Consider the following 16,666-nt stretch of genomic DNA (forward strand, 5'->3'; position numbering starts at 1 on the left):
CATTTGTCCCCCACGGGAAGGAAAAACAGCTAGGTATTTTGCACTCATAGGGTACTCAGTCTTACGCGATGCTTGCCGGAATGTTAAAACACAAACTGGTTATGAGAAAATATTTAGTCCTGTTTGCCGGCCCCATCGGCCTGGTAGTTTCTGTTGTAATGGCCTGCAGTAAGGGCGGCAATATTACAGCAACGGCTCCCTCCGTTCCGGAAGTGGTAGCGCCTCAACTTACGGCTGATAGTATAGCGGCTGTTACCATCAACACCGCAAGTTTTTACGGTACAATAACAGGCAGTGGTAACGCCCAGGTGTCCGAAAGGGGTGTTTACTGGGGAAAGACGGCTAACCCCGCAACCAATAAAACACCCGCTACCAGTTATAAAACCAATGGCAGTTTTGTGGTTGATTTAAAAGACCTGGAACCAAACACAACTTATTTCGTCAGGGCGTTTGCTACCAACAGCGCCGGCACATCATACGCGCCCGATAAACAGTTTACTACGGGCACAGTACCACAGCCCGAACTGTTTACCGACACTTTATTTGCAACAGGCGCCTATACCGCTTTTGTTGCCGGTAAAATGCTGAATGCAAAAGGTGTTAATTTCAAAGAGATCGGTATTTGTATCGGCAAAGATCCCGGTCCATCTGTTGCCGGCACGCATGTAAAGGCGGCTTCTGCCAATGAGCAAAACCTGTTCCTGCGCATCAACGACCTGGAGCCCGCTACCTCTTATTATATCAGGACTTACGCGACCGATGTATACGGCACCACCACTTATGGCGCCAACGTAAAACTGGCAACCATCGCCAAGGGAAATGTTTCTTATACACTGGCGCAGAATGCAAACCCTTCCGACGAAGAAAAAGCAGCCTATGTCCGTATTAAAAAGGCGTTTGATGAGGCAGTAGACTACTATAATAAATATACCTCCATCACCAAGTCGCTTTATGTTACCTATAATACCGGCGTAGCTACTGCCGATGCATCTATCTCCGGCAGCATAAGGGTGGGGCCGCAGCAGGGATACCAGCGCACAGGCACAGCCTTACACGAAATGGCACATGCAGTAGGAGTAGGTCAGCATTCGTTCTGGACAGGCAACCTTATTGCAGGTGGTATTTACCAGGGCATCTACGCCAATAAAATGCTTCGCTTCATGACCCGCAACCCTTCCGAAGCTTTGAAAGGCGACAACTTGCACTTCTGGCCCTATGGCATCAACGGCGCCTCCGAAGATACCGGCGACGAAATGTTATACATCACCAATGTCCTCATTATGCAGGGCATGAAAAAAGACGGATTACCCAGTTCCAATTAAACAGGGAATAATAGCACGCTTGCATAGAAGCCTGTGAGGCAATGTGCATCGCGCTTGAACACGGATACTGTAGCTATATGAAATAACTGCTGTCATAAAAACACCTGGTGGAACTAAAATTCAATTTCAAAACAACACTGTATTATGGAAAAAAAACAATGGCCGAAAGGGGGGAAGACTTACATCCTTCTCTTGCTTTTTCTTTTTGCCCTTTGCTCAGGCATGAGCGCTGTTGCTCAGTCCGAAATCACCGTCTCTGGTAAGGTAAGAGGCGATTCTTCTGCGCTCGAAGGCGTAACTGTTGCATTAAAAGGAAATACAACAAAAACGATTCTTACCGGGCCGGGAGGAACCTACTCTATTAAAGTGCCCGGCAACGGAAGCCTGGTGTTCTCCTTTATAGGTTACGTTACCCAGGAACAACGTATCGAAGGAAATAACAATATCGATATTAAAATGGTGGCCGATGCAAAGGCGCTGGAAGATGTAGTGGTGAGTGTTGGTTTTGGCACCCAGAAGAAAATAAGTATGGTTAGCTCTATTACAAGTGTTAGCCCTAAAGAGTTGAAAGGTCCCACCAGTAACCTTACCAACATGCTCGCCGGCCGTATTTCCGGTATGGTGGCTTTCCAGCGAAGCGGTGAGCCGGGAGCCGATAACGCCTCTTTCTTTATACGTGGCCTTGGTTCCTTCGGCTCAGGAAAGGTTGATCCGCTGATCCTTGTCGATGGTATTGAATCTTCCAATACCGACCTGGCACGCCTCCAGCCCGATGATATCGCTTCTTTCTCCGTTTTGAAAGATGCTACCGCAGCAGCCGTTTATGGCGCAAGGGGCGCGAATGGGGTGCTTATCATCACTACTAAATCAGGTGTAGTGGGTAATACCAGCCTTAACGCCCGTGTAGAAAACTCTATCTCTTCCAACACCAGGAACTTTAAGCTCACCGATAACATTACTTATATGGAAGCAGCCAATGAAGCGGCGCTTACAAGAAATTCTCCCGGTGGCTTAACTTACTCTCAAACTAAAATTAATCGTACCAAACAAGGCGACAACCCTTTGCTCTATCCCGATAATAACTGGATTGATCTGCTTATCAAAGACTACACCGCCAACCAGCGTTATAATTTTGGTTTAACAGGTGGTGGCCCTAAAGCAAGATATTACCTTGCCGGTACCTACAATGTCGATAACGGTCTGTTGAAGAAGAACCAGCTCAATGGCTTTAATAATAACATTAAGCTGCTCAACTATTCCATCCGCTCCAATATCGATCTCAGGTTTACAAGCACCACTACTGCCGCTGTCAGGCTCTATGGCCAGTTCGATGATTACAACGGCCCTATCGGCGACAGACAGGATGATGGCAGGATGACCAGCGGCGGACAAAAAATTTTCAACCAGGCTATCTGGTCTAACCCTGTCATGTTCCCCGCTGTTTACCCGCAGGAGTATCTCCCTTTTATTAATCACCCGCTTTTTGGCAATAAAATAATTCCCGGTACTATTGGCTCTCTTTATACCAACCCATACGCCAGTATGATGTCGGGGTATGCACAAAGCAATGCATCTACATTGCAGGCACAGGTAGAAGTGAAGCAGGATCTGGGGGGCATTACCCCGGGGTTGTCTGCCAGGGTAATGGGATATACAAAACGGTATGCTTATTTCGATATGTCGAGAAGGTATAACCCGTTTTTCTATAGCCCCGTTACTTACGATGATAAAAACATTTCAGGCCTGCTTGCTTTGAATGATGGTAGTACAGGTTCTGTTGGTACTACCGGTACCGAATTCCTTAGCTACGACGAAGGCTTTAAAATGGTGAACTCTACTTTTTACACCGAAGCCGCTGTTAACTATGCGCACGTTTTCAATACAAAACATGAAGTGTCTGGTATGGTTATCGGTATCGTTCGTAACTACCTGAACGGAAACGCCGGCTCTCTTGATGCCAGCCTTCCCGCAAGGAACCTCGGCCTCTCCGGAAGGTTCACTTATGGATACGATACGCGTTACATGGCTGAATTCGACTTCGGTTATAACGGTTCTGAAAAGTTTGATGCCAGCAAACGCTTTGGCTTCTTCCCTTCTATAGGCCTGGCATGGAACATTTCGCATGAAGCGTTTTTTGCGCCGCTCACAAAGGTTGTCAATAACCTTAAACTAAGAGGCACCTACGGTATCGTGGGTAACGATCAGATAGGACGCGCTATCGACCGGTTTTTCTATTTGTCGAGCGCCAATATGAATGTGGAAGACAATCGTTACAACTTTGGCCTCGATTATGGCTTCCGTCGTAATAATATCGCCGTTACCCGTTATGCCAACTCCGATATTACATGGGAAAAATCCAGGCAGTTGAATATTGGTATGGATCTTTCTTTATACAATTCTTTAACCCTGACAGTTGATGCCTATAGAAATAACCGCTCCCAGATACTCATGAACCGGTCTTATATCCCTACCACTATGGGTTTACAGGCGCCTGTTTCTGCCAACGTGGGAAAAGCCAGAAGCTCGGGCGTGGATATCATGCTTAATTACAATAAGACCGTTACCCGTGACTTATGGGTTGAGGCCAGGGCGAATATGACTTATGCCACAAGTAAAATACTGGTCTATGATGAACCTACCTACGGCAGCAAGTTGTCACACTTATACCATGTGGGTAACTCTAACGCACAGGCTTACGGCCTCATTGCAGAACGTTTGTTCTACGATGAAAAAGAAGTAAGCAATTCACCTGTTCAGTCTTATGGCGAGGTGATGGCTGGTGACATCAAATATCACGACGTGGATGGCGACGGACAAATCACCAATAATGATATCGTTCCTATTGGTTATCCTACCACCCCTGAAATCATCTATGGTTTTGGCTTTTCTCTTGGTTATAAAGGATTCGACCTTAGTACCTTCTTCCAGGGGTCGGGCAGATCTTCTTTCTTTATCGATCCGCAGAACATATCTCCATTCGTACGTAATGGAGGAGCACAGAACGGTTTACTTTCCGTTGTATCCGAAGACCATTGGAGCGAAGACAACAGGAATAGCTACGCTTTCTGGCCACGTATGAGTAACTATTTTGTTGCTAACAACAATCAGAAGTCTACCTGGTGGATGAGAGATGGCACGTTCCTGCGTCTGAAAACAGTGGAAGTTGGTTATAGCTTCTCCGCTTCTTTACTTAAAAAAATAGGCTTTAAGTCCGCAAGAGCTTATGTGAATGGCAGTAACCTTTTCGTATGGAGCCGCTTTAAAATGTGGGATCCTGAAATGGGAGGCAATGGTCTTGGTTATCCCGTTCAACGTGTGTTTAACATGGGTTTGAATTTCAACCTTTAAAAGTAAGAAAATGTGTAAGTATATATATATAGGTTTAGTCACGCTTTGTTCTATACTTTTTCTTCCCTCTTGTAAAAAGTATCTTGATATTGTTCCGGATAATTCGCCTACGCTTGATTACGCGTTTACCTTGCGTAACGAGGCACAGAAGTTTTTGTTTACCTGTTACTCTTATCTGCCACCGTCCGAGAACCCGCAATCCAACATCGGTTTCCTGGGGGGCGATGAAATCTGGTTCCCGGTAGAGTACAGGGAATTCGATCAGTACATATGGAACTGGGAAATAGGAAGAGGTAACCAGAATTCCAATACCCCTTATGTAAACTATTGGGATGGTAATTATTACGGCATCAATGCATTTCTCGCTATCAGACAATGTAATATTTTTCTTGAAAACGTAGGAGACCTGAAAAAGGTGCCCGACCTTACAATGCCCGAGCGGCAACGCTGGCTGGCAGAAGCTAAATTCCTGAAAGCCTATTATCATTTCCTCCTTCTTCGCATGTATGGCGCTATTCCTATCGTTGACGTGAATATTCCTGTTTCTGCTTCTCCCGAACAGGTGAAGGTTTCCAGGGTGCCATTCGATAGTTGCGTAAACTATATTGCTAAACTGCTCGATGAATCCGCTATCGATCTTCCTCCTTTTGTCACCGACAGGAATAACGAACTGGGACGTATCACGGTTCCTATAGCAAAAGCAATAAAAGCCCGCTTGCTTGTTACCGCAGCAAGCCCGCTCTTTAACGGTAACAGCGACTTCGGTTCTGTAAAGAATAGTGATGGTACATTGTTGTTCAGCCAGTCGTTCAGCCAGGAAAAATGGGAAAAAGCTGCACAGGCCTGTAAAGAAGCGATTGAGGTAGCTGAAGAAAATGGCGCAGCGTTGTATGTTTTCCCACAAACCTCCTTTAAGCTGTCTCAGCAAACGAAAACCCAGATGAGCATTAGACAAGCCGTTTGTGAAAGATGGAATACTGAAAAAATATGGGGTAATTCAGGACGAAGGGCCAACCGCCTGCAGTCGATATGTATGGCACGACTGAACAGCGATGTTGCCTCCAATACCAGTATGCGCGGCCAGTTCAGCGCTACGCTTAAAATGGCGGAACTCTTTTATACAAAAAATGGCCTGCCCTTATCCGACGATAAAACGCTTAATTATAACAACCGTTATAACCTGCGTACCGCTGTCGATAGCGAACGCTATCTGATAGAGCCTGGCTACAACACTGCAAGACTCAACTTCGACCGTGAACCACGCTTTTATGCCGATCTGGGCTTTGACGGCGGTACCTGGTACCTCTATAGCAGTCCTACCCAATCCGACTCCGGCACTTATGTACTCAAGGGGAAAGCCAACCAGTATAGCGGAACCGATATCGGCGGCGGTATAAACGTAACAGGCTATTTTATTAAAAAACTTGTTGACTGGAACTACTCTTTCAGCAGTAGCGGTGTTACGGTCAGGGAGTATGAGTGGCCGGAAGTAAGACTTGCCGATCTGTACTTACTTTATGCCGAAGCTATTAATGAAGCTTCCGGGAATACCAGTGATGCTTGTTCATGGCTTAATAAAGTAAGGGACAGGGCAGGGATCCCAACCGTGCAGGATGCATGGACAAAGTATTCCAATACGCCGGGCAAGTACACTACCAAAGAAGGCCTGAGAGACATCATCAAAAGAGAAAGGGCGATAGAGCTTGCTTTTGAAGGTAGCAGGTTCTGGGATCTCCGCCGCTGGAAAGATGCTGCTTACGAATTGAACCAGCCTGTAAAGGGATGGACTGTTACCGGTACCAACGATGCTTCTTACTATCTTGTAAGAACGCTCTTCCAGCAGCGTTTCGTTGCACCGCGCGACTACCTGTGGCCAATCCGCCTGAGCAATCTTTCTGTTAACCCCAATCTTGTTCAAAACCCGGGTTGGTAATCAACCTGATTAAAATCAGAAGTTATGAAGCAGTACTTTAAAATAATGCTGATGGCTTTAGGTACCGGTTGCCTCGCCTATTCATGCGGGAAACTGGACCTGAACAAGCCGCTCTCTACAAGCCATGGTACACCTGGCGTGGTAACCAATGTGAAGGTTAAGAACGACAGTGCTAAAGCTATTCTTACCTATTCACTGCCGCAGGTGCAGGATATTGCTTATGTAAAAGCCGTATATAGCCTCGCCAGCGGCACTACCCGCGAAGTAAAGGCCAGTGTTTATGATAATCAACTTACGCTGGATGGCTTTGGCGATACGCTGGAACACGTCGTTAAGTTATATGTTGTAAACAAGGCGGAAGTGGCTTCCGAGCCGGTAACTGTAACGGTGAAACCGCTTGAGAATCCTATCTGGGGTGTTTTTCGTGCCATGAAAGTGCTGCCCGATTTCAATGGCATCCGTATCACTTCCAAAAATCCTTCGCGGTATAACCTGGCTATCGAGGTGCTCAAAGATTCTATGGGGCAATGGTTCCCTGTAGATGGTATTTACACGGCTACCGATTCCATTAGCAGCCCTATCAGGGGGCTCGATACCATGCCTAAAAAACTGGCCGTATTCATACGCGATCGTTTCATGAATCATACCGATACGCTGTTCACGACCTTGAAGCCGTTTTATGAAACAGCGATCGCTAAAAATACCCACAGGGAGTTTACCTTACCAGGTGATTCACCATCGGCCTGGGCATCTAATAAGGTTTCCAATCTTTGGGACGGTTATACCGAGTTATGGCCTTATGTCAATATCACTAAAGACGAAGGTAAACCATCTGTGATCACTTTCGATTTAGGTGTGTCTGCCCAGCTTAGCCGCATTGTTATCTGGGATTATCCTGAATATCTGAACTCTGGCAGGGCCTACTATTATGGTGGCAACCCCAGGAAGTTTGAAGTATGGGCCAGCCCCAATCCGCCTCTCGACGGTAGCTGGAACAACTGGACGCTTATGGCTACCTGCGAAGAAGTGAAGCCGTCAGGACTGCCTTACGGACAACTTACCAGTGAAGACCGTAACCTGGGTTTTGCAGGATTCAACTGGGACCTGCGCGCGGATGTTTCTAAAATGCGCTATATCAGGATCAAGGTAAACCAGAACTGGGCGGGCTCTTATTATATGGCTTTGGCGGAGGTGCAACTCTATGGCGATCCCCGTTAAGCCGGTCCCTGTTTCATCTCAATAAATAAATGATTATGAATTATAATAAACCATTTTCTGTAAAGCTGTTTTGGGTGGCAGTCGTTGCATTGCTGGGCGGCGCCTGCTCTAAGATCGATGAATACAAAGAAAAATATACCCCCAATGGCGAAACTACCTACACTGGTAAAGTAGATAGTATCCGGATCTACTCCGGTCATAACAGGATTAAATTCAGCGCGCTGCTGAGTCCTGATCCCAGGGTTACTTCTTATAGAGTGTACTGGGGAGGCAGAGCTGACTCGGCAACCTTCACTGTTTCTCATAACGAACCAGGGGGACGTATCGAACAGATCGTAACGAAACTGCCGGAAAGTGAACAATCGTTTGAGTTTGTTACTTTTGATGCATCGGGCAACAAGTCTATTTCCTCGTACAAAAACGGAACCGTATACGGCAGCCGTTACCAGGAGTCACTACTCAACCGTACCCTCTTCGGCAGCACCCTGGATACCAGCCTTCAAACCAGGCTGCAACTCGCTGTGATGGATGCGGCAACGGGTGTATTCGATACGGAGATACGGTACCAGAAAAGCTCCGGTGACAGTGCGGTGATTCATATTCCCCTGGCCGTAACCGATACGCTTCTTAAAGATCATAAGTATGGTTCGGAAGTCATCTTCCGTACCTGGTATCATCCTGATTCCACCTGTATCGATACCTTCTCCACCGCCTTCGCTAAGTTCCAGCCTGTAAGCGGCCCTACCTGGATCGATCGTACTTCCAGGTATGTGAAAAACTATGGTAACCAGTTCCAGCGCTCATCCTGGGATGGCAGCCGCTGGGGTATCCTGGCCGACTGGACCACTTCTGCCGATGTGAAGAATTCCTCTGCGGGTTACGGTGGATACGAGTTGCGCAGTAGTGTTGGTGTATTGTCCATGGAAGGAGGCTGGGGATTGCCTGCAGTAAACAATGGCAAAATATACCAGGTTATCAACCTGCCGTCTGCCGGTAAATGGAAATTTACCGTTCCCGTCGACGACCAGGGAACGGTAGGTACCAAGTATATTGCAGTTAATTACGGTAATTCACTGCCAGACTTTGCCAACATCACTACTGCCAGCTACTATGTGAACTTCTCGAACATGGGCGCCAAAGCACAACCTTCTATTGAGTTTACTACCACAGGACCACAAACTGTTTGTATCGGCTTCGTAGCTAGTTTGCCAAATACCGGCTCTTACTTCAAAGTAAAACGTGTTACATTGAGCTGGTTGCTTGAATAAGCATCTCAACAGAAAGAGCGCCTATGCGATAAGTAATGCTTTTATATTTTAAATTACAGGTGCGGAGCTGTTCAGCAGCTCCCGCCTTTTTTATCTGGGTATTTTGGACGGCAGTAAATAACCGGCCCGTTTGTATCCGCCTATTGAATCCGGTGTAGAGTAATGTCTTCGCATTGCAATGAAGCTGTTCGTTGAAAATGCTGAAAACAGTGGGTCGTATCCATAGTTATGCGGAATAGTTTCTCGGTTGGTTTAAAATGTTTTCTATGAATGTAATTAACAGGCGTCTTTTATGCGCATCGGTCATCATGGTTCTTGGTAAGCTCGCCGGCGCCCAGTCAAGTCCAACACTAACTTCCGGCGGAAACGCTGAAGGCAGGCTGTACGATACTACTGCGCCGCAACCCGGCATTCCCTGGCTCGACGAAAGAATAACGGAACAAAACCGGCTGCCTATGCACGCTTCTTTTTATTCATATGAAAATGAAAAACTGGCCATACAAAACGACTGGAAATTATCCCATAACTACCAAAGCCTCGATGGTAGCTGGAAGTTCAAATATGCCGATAGACCTGCCGACCTTCCCGCCGGTTTTGAAAAGCCTGCGTTCGATGATAGCCAGTGGTCTTTTATGCAGGTTCCCGCCAACTGGGAACTGAATGGCTTCGGCTTTCCAATTTATTGTACATCAGGCTTCGAATTTGCCTACCTCATGCGTCATGTTGAACCGCCTGCCGTTCCCATGAGCTTTAACCCCGTTGGTATATATAGAAAAGTAGTGACGATAAACGACGATTGGAACGATAAGCAGGTTGTGCTGCATATTGGAGCCGCCAAGTCGAACCTCTCCGTCTGGGTAAATGGCAGGTATGTGGGATATGGCGAAGACAGCAAGCTTCCTTCTGAATTTGATATTACTCCTTTTCTCAAAACAGGCTCCAATCTTATTACCCTGAAGGTAATGCGTTGGTGCGACGCCAATTATATAGAGGACCAGGATATGTGGCGTTTAAGTGGCATTACCCGCAGTTGTTATCTGCAGGCGCGTAATGCTACACATCTTTATGATGTTGAGCTGATGCCTGAACTTGACGCTAACTGTACAAATGGCCTGCTCAGGACAACGCTGACGCTTAACCGGCAACCATCGGAACGCACTACGGCGGAAGTATTGCTCCTGGCAAATAACAAGCTGGTAGCCTCCCGCACAGCAGCTTTTGACACTGCGCTGCTGAAACTGGATCTTCCCGTAACAGCGCCGGCATTATGGAGCGCCGAAACGCCTGATCTTTACCAGGTAGTGATCAGGCTTAAAAATGCCGAAGGCAAGCTGCTTGAAAGCACCAGCCAGCAAGTGGGTTTCCGGAAAATAGAAATCAAAAACGGGCTTATGCTGGTGAATGGCAAACCCATTCTTATAAAAGGCGTGAACAGGCACGAAACCGATCCTAAAACAGGTCATGTTATTTCCCGCGACGCTATGATCAAAGATATTATGCTGATGAAACAGTTTAATATAAATGCAGTTCGTACAAGCCATTATCCTAATAGCGAAATGTGGCTGGACTTATGTGATCAATATGGCTTGTATGTTGTTGGTGAAGCCAATATAGAATCACATGGTATGGGGTATAACATTACTGCTACCATGGCAAACCGTCCTTCGTGGGTGAATGCTCATTTGCAGAGAGTGCAGCGTATGATGGAGCGCGATAAAAATCATGCTTCTATTATCACCTGGAGTATGGGCAATGAGGCAGGTAATGGTTATAACTTCTATAGCTGTTATCTCTGGATGAAACAGCGCGACAGCAGCCGCCCGGTGCAATATGAAAGGGCTGTAGCCGATTACAGGAAATTCATCTGGGAATGGGATTCGGATATCATCAACCCCATGTATCCCACCCCGGCCGGTATGATAGAATATGCGCAAAACAACCCGCATCCGCAAAGACCCTTCATTATGTGTGAATATGCACACGCCATGGGAAATTCGCTTGGTAATTTTACCGATTACTGGCAGGCGATACGCAGTAATAAGCACATTTTTCAAGGTGGCTTTATCTGGGATTTTGTTGATCAGTGTTTCCAGCGTGTAAATGAAAAGGGAGATACGGTGTATACCTATGGCGGAGACTATGAACCAAAGGAAGCCATTACCGATTGGAACTATGCTGCTAAAGGCATCTTCTACGCCAACCGCACGCCTTACCCGCATGCCTGGGAAATGAAAAAGGTTTACCAGGATATTCATGCAAAGCTGGTGGGCAACGACTCTGTAAATATTTATAATGAAAAATACTTTACAGATCTATCCAATGTTACAATGAATTGGGAACTGGTTGTTGATGGCAGGAAGATCCGGTCAGGTACCCTTGAAAACATAAACGTGCTGCCGCAACATTCACGGAACTTTTTCCTTTCCGCCAGTACAAAAACAACAGGTGAAGCTTTTCTGAACCTCGTATTCCGCACTAAGCAGGCCCGGCCGCTGGTGCCAGCCGGCCATATACTTGCCACTGAACAACTGGCGCTAAATGAGCCTTATAAAAACCATATTGCTGTTAAAGCGGAAGGCCATTTACAGAAAAGACAGGATGAGAATGAATTGTCTATTACCGGAACCAAAGCCACTATTGTTTTCGATAAAAAAACAGGTTTACTGCGTCAGTACCGTTGGGGTGGTGTCAATTTTATAGATTCCAGTTATCCATTCAAACCTTGCTTCTGGCGTGCTCCCAATGATAACGACTTTGGCGCCGGTACACCGGAGAAACTATTGCCATGGAAGAAAGCAACAGAACAACAGGATCTGGTAGCTTTCAGGGATTCTGTTGCAGATGGCCTTGCCTTTGTGTTTGCTACCTATCATTTGCCGGGAATGTACCAGGGCAGGCTGGAACTCGAATACTGCTTTAATGCGGCTGGAAAGCTGATGGTATCCCAGAAACTGGTAACAGTAAAAGATTCGTCGGATAAAGTCCCGGTTCTGCCGCGTTTTGGCATGCAATGGATCATGCCGGCCGGATTTAACAATATAACCTATTATGGAAAAGGCCCCTGGGAAAACTACCAGGACAGGGCTTTCAGTGCGCACGTAGGCCTGTATAAACAAACGGTTGATGAACAGTTCTTCCCTTATGTAGTGCCGCAGGAAACCGGTAATAAAACCGGTATAAGATGGTTTGAAATAGCTAATGGCGAACGTATCGGTTTAAAAATTACATCCGACTCCCTGTTAAGCATGAGCGCCTTACACTACTTTGACGAAGATCTCGACGATGGCCTTTCCCGCCATCAGCGCCACGCAACAGACCTCGTTAAAAGACCACAGACGCAATTGCACATCGACTGGAAACAAATGGGAGTAGGAGGTATCGATAGCTGGCGTTCTATGCCCCTGAGCCAATACTTGCTTCCCTATAAAAACTATAGTTTTTCATTTATGATCGAACCGGTTCGGTAGCTTACAGTTGCTTCAGAACCTGTTCTTTTCTGTCCTGAAGAGCGCCACTGATTTCAATGGTTTTTACATCGAAGTCATCCAGCCATTCATAAAGTATGTCGTTGACCTTTGTCCGGAGCGCAGGAAAATCTGATTGTACACACGCTATTATGTCCGGCGTTTCTATAGGTACAAACACCAGGAGGTCTATTCCCGCGATGATCTGTTGAGCGGTGTTAAATAAGGATTGAATGTTCTGAGTGTCGTCAATCGCATGAATGTAAGCCAATATATCGATGGGACATCTGTCGAATATAGCATCGGTTCCGGCCTTCGATATCTGTTTTGCAGAATATTGAAATTGTTTTATAAAGTCATCCGTATTAGGCTCGTCTGAAAATGCATATCCGGATTCTTCCAGTGCGTAATATGGCTCCATATAGAGGGTATAGGAGGGGAGCGCCGCTGCTAACGCTTCCGCCAATGTTGTTTTCCCTACCCTGTGCGCTCCTGCTATTGCAATTTTCATATTACCTTGTTTGATTGCGAATTGATCTTACTGCCAATCTAATGTAACCAACGCCACCGCCTGTCTTTCCAGTAAAAGCTGCAGTTCAAGTTTGCCGGAATTTGTTTTCAGCTTCTTCCTGTCAACGCGTCTTAGTTTGCCCGATTCTTCCAGTGTTTTGATCTGTTTTGTTGTAGGTTGCTGTGGCGACCCCATACCTTTCCAGACCTCATAAGAGTTACTATGGGTTTTGTCGATCAAATAAATGGACACTGCTACGTTGCCGGCGGGAATATGCTCCAGCTTCAGATCCACTTTTTCAGCAGGTCCGGCAATTTCATCGTCATGATAATTCCAGATCATCACGGCGGCAGATAGGGTATCTTTTGAAGCCAATGCTCCGATGTCGGATTGTGTTTTATGCATACTTGACTGCAGCACTTCTTCCAGGGGATACATCCGGTTACTCAGGGCGTTTACTCTTTTGCCCTTCATCATACCAAACATTCTGAAGACATTCAGTACCGGTTTGTCTACGCCGTTGGTTGCCAGGTCGCGAAAGCCATAGAACCAGGGTTGGTTCTCAAACTCAAAGGACCAGGATACAGCGCCTGTAAAATTAGCTCCTGTAAGATCTTCAAGCTGATACTTCCGCGCAAATGAGGCTGCTGTATAACTCGAGTACATTGTTCCGTTACGGTAGGCATTTTCAGGGTTGGTGACCATGCCGCAGGCGGCACAGCCTTCAGGATCGGATTCGCCGATAATGACAGGAAGGTTTTGAGTCTCGGGATAAGACATTACAATCTCAAACCCGGCCTTTATATCCCGTAACTGTGTTGCCATGTTCATCCGTACTGCACCATTGACAACTTTAGGCGAGCCCTTGGCATGAAACAGGATGGCCTCCATAGGTGCACCGCGGTTGCCGGTGGCATAGTTGGTACCTGAAATACAATGCTGAATAAAGTTCCTGGTCCATTCGGTGCCGGTTTTTCCACTTGTGGCGGCAACATTTATTCCGCCGATCCTGGCTGCAGGCAGGGCTTTTTTCAGGCCATCGGCAGCATAGTCATAAAGCTTGAAGAAATCTTCCTGTGTTCCTTTCCAATAATACCCGTTGGGTTCGTTCCATACTTCCCAATACCAGCTTTCCACTTCCTCTTTTCCATAACGCTCCACACAATGTTTACCCCATTCATATATAAGATCGCGCCATTTGTTATAATCTTTTGGAGGATACGCCCAGCCGGTAATGATATCGCTGTAACGGTCGCCGGGCTTCCAGTAATGCCTGTAAGGAGAGGGGTTTGTAGAAAGTGCTTCCGGCATAAAGCCTATCTGGACCAGCGGCTTCATACTCCTGTGAATGTAGGTGTCGAATATACTGTCTACAATAGACCAGTTGTAAACGGGATGACCATCAGGTGTTTCTGTGTAAATGTTGGTGGAGCCCCATTTAAGCGCTGCTTCTCCATTGCCGCTTACCAAAAGGCTATGGGTGCGTACATATACAGGAACGGGACTTAACTCCGCAATTTCTGATAACAACTTTCTCCCATCCTTCATGTAAGTATAGTTGGGCTCATCGTATCCAAACCAGGCCCATACGGGTTTCATTAGGGCAAGCTCCTGTTTAAGGTCTACATTTATAACGGGAGACTGCGCATAGGAAGTGTTGATAGAACACAAAGCAATCAGCAGGCAAACACCCGGGAGCTTTTTCAAGAATATTGAAGTCATATGGCTGGTTTGAAGAATGTTGTATTATTCCTGTTAACAAGGTAGTATAAATGTAAACAGTTTTTCCCGCCGTTCTATATTTTTGTGAATGGTGTTTTGGCGCCATTATTATCCAACAACAGATTTATTCAATTACAATGAAATACAGAAGTTTTAAGGGCGATAAGATTGCTGAAATTGGTTTAGGTACCTGGCAACTGGGTAGTGCAGACTGGGGTGTTGTTGATGAGGATAAGTGTATGAGCATTCTTCAGACCTATGCAGAAGAAGGAGGCAACTTCATAGATACGGCCGATGTGTATGGTATGGGAACCAGTGAAAGGATGATAAAGAAATTCCTGCAGCAGACAAGCAAACATATGTATGTGGCTACAAAACTCGGCCGCCGGCATGATGCCTCTAATGGATGGCCCGGGAATTTCACTTATGACGCTATAAGAAGGCATGTAGAAGACTCTCTTACAAACCTGGGCCTGGATCAGTTATACCTGGAACAGCTTCATTGCATACCTACAGAAGAACTGCGCCGGGGAAAAGTGTTCGATCATCTTCGCCGTCTTCAGCAGGAGGGGCTTATCAAATATTTTGGCGTTAGTGTAGAAACGGCGGAAGAGGCGCTGATTTGCCTGGAACATAAGGATGTAGCTTCGCTGCAGATCATATTCAACCTTTTTCGCCAGCATCTGGCCGACGAATTCTTTGCCAAAGCCAGGAAGCAGGAAACTGCTCTTATAGCCCGTGTACCATTGGCCAGTGGCCTGTTGAGCGGGAAGTTTACAACTGCAACAGTTTTTGATAAAAATGATCACCGCAACTACAATGCTAACGGCGATGTATTTAATGTGGGAGAAACATTCAGCGGTATTGAATTCCAGGAAGGAGTGAAGCTGGCTGAGGAAATTAAAGGTATTCTTCCCGAAGGTATACTGGCCCGGCAAAGTATAAAATGGATCCTGCAGCATGACGCCATTACAACAGTCATTCCCGGAGCCACCAGTACAAGCCAGGTACAAAGCAATGTAAAAGCGTCCGCTTTGCCCGATTTTGATTCTCAAACCATGGGTGAGCTTAAAGCACTGTATAATAATAAAATTATCGGTAAAATCAGAGGCGGCTTTTAGCAGCCGGTATATCCCATACAATAAAATTAAGAGGATGACTTATAAATAAAACTAGCCGCCGAGAGCCGCTTAAACGGGGAGCTTCTCTGCCAGGGAACCGAATGGGAAGAGGCCGTATCGCACTTATGATACGGCCTCTTTGTTATATATGCACATCGCCGGTATGCGGTCGGTAGTAATGAAGCTTTGCACCTTTATAAACATAACTTAATTTGCAACGTCCAATATCCTGAATCTTTTAAGACCGCCCGGTACTTGCCATTGTACTTCTTCTCCTTTACGAAAGCCGATGAGGGCAGCGCCTATGGGCGTAAGGATAGAGACTTTATTCCTTTGCATGTTGGCATCGGCCGGCATCACAAGAGTGAATTCAACTACCTTGTTGGTCGTTAGATCCAGTACAGATACGCGGGAGCCTAATCGTATGGCGTGTGAAGGAAAGGCTGCTTTGTTAACGACAATAGCTCTTTTTAATTCACTGCTGAGCGTCATTTCATCTTCTCTTTCTGCGCCAGCGTTGATGTAACCTTTTAAGACCTGGTAGTCTTCCTCCATAACAATAACGGGGTTTTTAATTTGTACACTCATGATCTATATAATTTAATGTATTTATAAAAATGATAGCGTAACCTGTTGGAAAACCTTTGACTCCGGGCTGTGTGTAAGTGAAAAGCTGACTGCCTGATGTGTGGCAAAACATCAAAGGCTGGTACTGTAAATAGAATGTAAACCCGGAATGATCCGATCCCCGGACCTTAG

The 16,666-nt window shown here is 46.2% G+C and carries 10 protein-coding genes; 7 read left to right on the plus strand and 3 right to left on the minus strand.

The features are described 5' to 3' along the window. The first annotated feature begins 101 nt into the window (after positions 1-101). The 6 genes from ESB13_RS02735 (at position 102) to ESB13_RS02760 (ending at position 12,556) form a co-directional block, all read left to right on the plus strand. Positions 102-1,322, plus strand: a complete 1,221-nt coding sequence (locus ESB13_RS02735; RefSeq protein ID WP_129001500.1) for a fibronectin type III domain-containing protein — start codon at positions 102-104, stop codon at positions 1,320-1,322. Positions 1,323-1,466: 144 nt separating this feature from the next. Beyond that, positions 1,467-4,670: a SusC/RagA family TonB-linked outer membrane protein gene (locus tag ESB13_RS02740; RefSeq protein ID WP_129001501.1), complete on the plus strand. Its 3,204-nt coding sequence runs from the start codon at positions 1,467-1,469 to the stop codon at positions 4,668-4,670. 10 nt (positions 4,671-4,680) lie between these two features. Continuing rightward, entirely contained in the window at positions 4,681-6,603 is a 1,923-nt protein-coding gene (locus tag ESB13_RS02745; RefSeq protein WP_129001502.1) for a RagB/SusD family nutrient uptake outer membrane protein, read from the plus strand. A gap of 24 nt (positions 6,604-6,627) precedes the next feature. Beyond that, positions 6,628-7,821 carry a DUF5000 domain-containing lipoprotein gene (locus ESB13_RS02750; protein WP_129001503.1) on the plus strand — a complete coding sequence of 398 codons (1,194 nt, stop codon included), beginning with the start codon at positions 6,628-6,630 and terminating at the stop codon, positions 7,819-7,821. 35 nt (positions 7,822-7,856) lie between these two features. Then, a complete protein-coding gene (locus ESB13_RS02755; RefSeq protein ID WP_164974076.1) occupies positions 7,857-9,089 on the plus strand; it encodes a DUF4998 domain-containing protein in 1,233 nt (410 codons plus the stop codon). Positions 9,090-9,355: 266 nt separating this feature from the next. Beyond that, positions 9,356-12,556, plus strand: coding sequence for a glycoside hydrolase family 2 TIM barrel-domain containing protein (locus tag ESB13_RS02760; protein WP_220399536.1), 3,201 nt, complete (start codon positions 9,356-9,358; stop codon positions 12,554-12,556). Between the two features lies 1 nt (position 12,557). Here the strand turns inward: ESB13_RS02760 and ESB13_RS02765 are convergent, their stop codons facing one another. Further along, positions 12,558-13,064 (minus strand): AAA family ATPase, encoded by a 507-nt coding sequence (locus ESB13_RS02765; RefSeq protein WP_129001505.1) that lies wholly within the window; start codon positions 13,062-13,064, stop codon positions 12,558-12,560. A 27-nt stretch (positions 13,065-13,091) separates the two neighbouring features. Continuing rightward, positions 13,092-14,786, minus strand: a complete 1,695-nt coding sequence (locus tag ESB13_RS02770; protein ID WP_129001506.1) for a GH39 family glycosyl hydrolase — start codon at positions 14,784-14,786, stop codon at positions 13,092-13,094. A gap of 137 nt (positions 14,787-14,923) precedes the next feature. On the opposite strand from ESB13_RS02770, the gene ESB13_RS02775 reads away from it, so the two are divergent. Continuing rightward, positions 14,924-15,907, plus strand: a complete 984-nt coding sequence (locus tag ESB13_RS02775; RefSeq protein WP_129001507.1) for an aldo/keto reductase — start codon at positions 14,924-14,926, stop codon at positions 15,905-15,907. A 207-nt stretch (positions 15,908-16,114) separates the two neighbouring features. Here ESB13_RS02775 and ESB13_RS02780 read toward each other — a convergent pair whose 3' ends face one another. Then, on the minus strand, positions 16,115-16,495 hold the full coding sequence (locus ESB13_RS02780; RefSeq protein ID WP_129001508.1) for a GreA/GreB family elongation factor: 381 nt from the start codon (positions 16,493-16,495) through the stop codon (positions 16,115-16,117). Positions 16,496-16,666: the final 171 nt, after the last annotated feature.

It is taken from the genome of Filimonas effusa, assembly GCF_004118675.1.
Lineage (GTDB): Bacteria > Bacteroidota > Bacteroidia > Chitinophagales > Chitinophagaceae > Filimonas > Filimonas effusa.

What these genes read in the sequence shown, in the direction of transcription:
- ESB13_RS02735 (WP_129001500.1), top strand. Translation starts at nt 102, where the DNA reads ATGAGAAAATATTTAGTCCTGTTTGCCGGCCCCATCGGCCTGGTAGTT.
- ESB13_RS02740 (WP_129001501.1), top strand. Translation starts at nt 1,467, where the DNA reads ATGGAAAAAAAACAATGGCCGAAAGGGGGGAAGACTTACATCCTTCTC.
- ESB13_RS02745 (WP_129001502.1), top strand. Translation starts at nt 4,681, where the DNA reads ATGTGTAAGTATATATATATAGGTTTAGTCACGCTTTGTTCTATACTT.
- ESB13_RS02750 (WP_129001503.1), top strand. Translation starts at nt 6,628, where the DNA reads ATGAAGCAGTACTTTAAAATAATGCTGATGGCTTTAGGTACCGGTTGC.
- ESB13_RS02755 (WP_164974076.1), top strand. Translation starts at nt 7,857, where the DNA reads ATGAATTATAATAAACCATTTTCTGTAAAGCTGTTTTGGGTGGCAGTC.
- ESB13_RS02760 (WP_220399536.1), top strand. Translation starts at nt 9,356, where the DNA reads ATGAATGTAATTAACAGGCGTCTTTTATGCGCATCGGTCATCATGGTT.
- ESB13_RS02765 (WP_129001505.1), bottom strand. Translation starts at nt 13,064, where the DNA reads ATGAAAATTGCAATAGCAGGAGCGCACAGGGTAGGGAAAACAACATTG.
- ESB13_RS02770 (WP_129001506.1), bottom strand. Translation starts at nt 14,786, where the DNA reads ATGACTTCAATATTCTTGAAAAAGCTCCCGGGTGTTTGCCTGCTGATT.
- ESB13_RS02775 (WP_129001507.1), top strand. Translation starts at nt 14,924, where the DNA reads ATGAAATACAGAAGTTTTAAGGGCGATAAGATTGCTGAAATTGGTTTA.
- ESB13_RS02780 (WP_129001508.1), bottom strand. Translation starts at nt 16,495, where the DNA reads ATGAGTGTACAAATTAAAAACCCCGTTATTGTTATGGAGGAAGACTAC.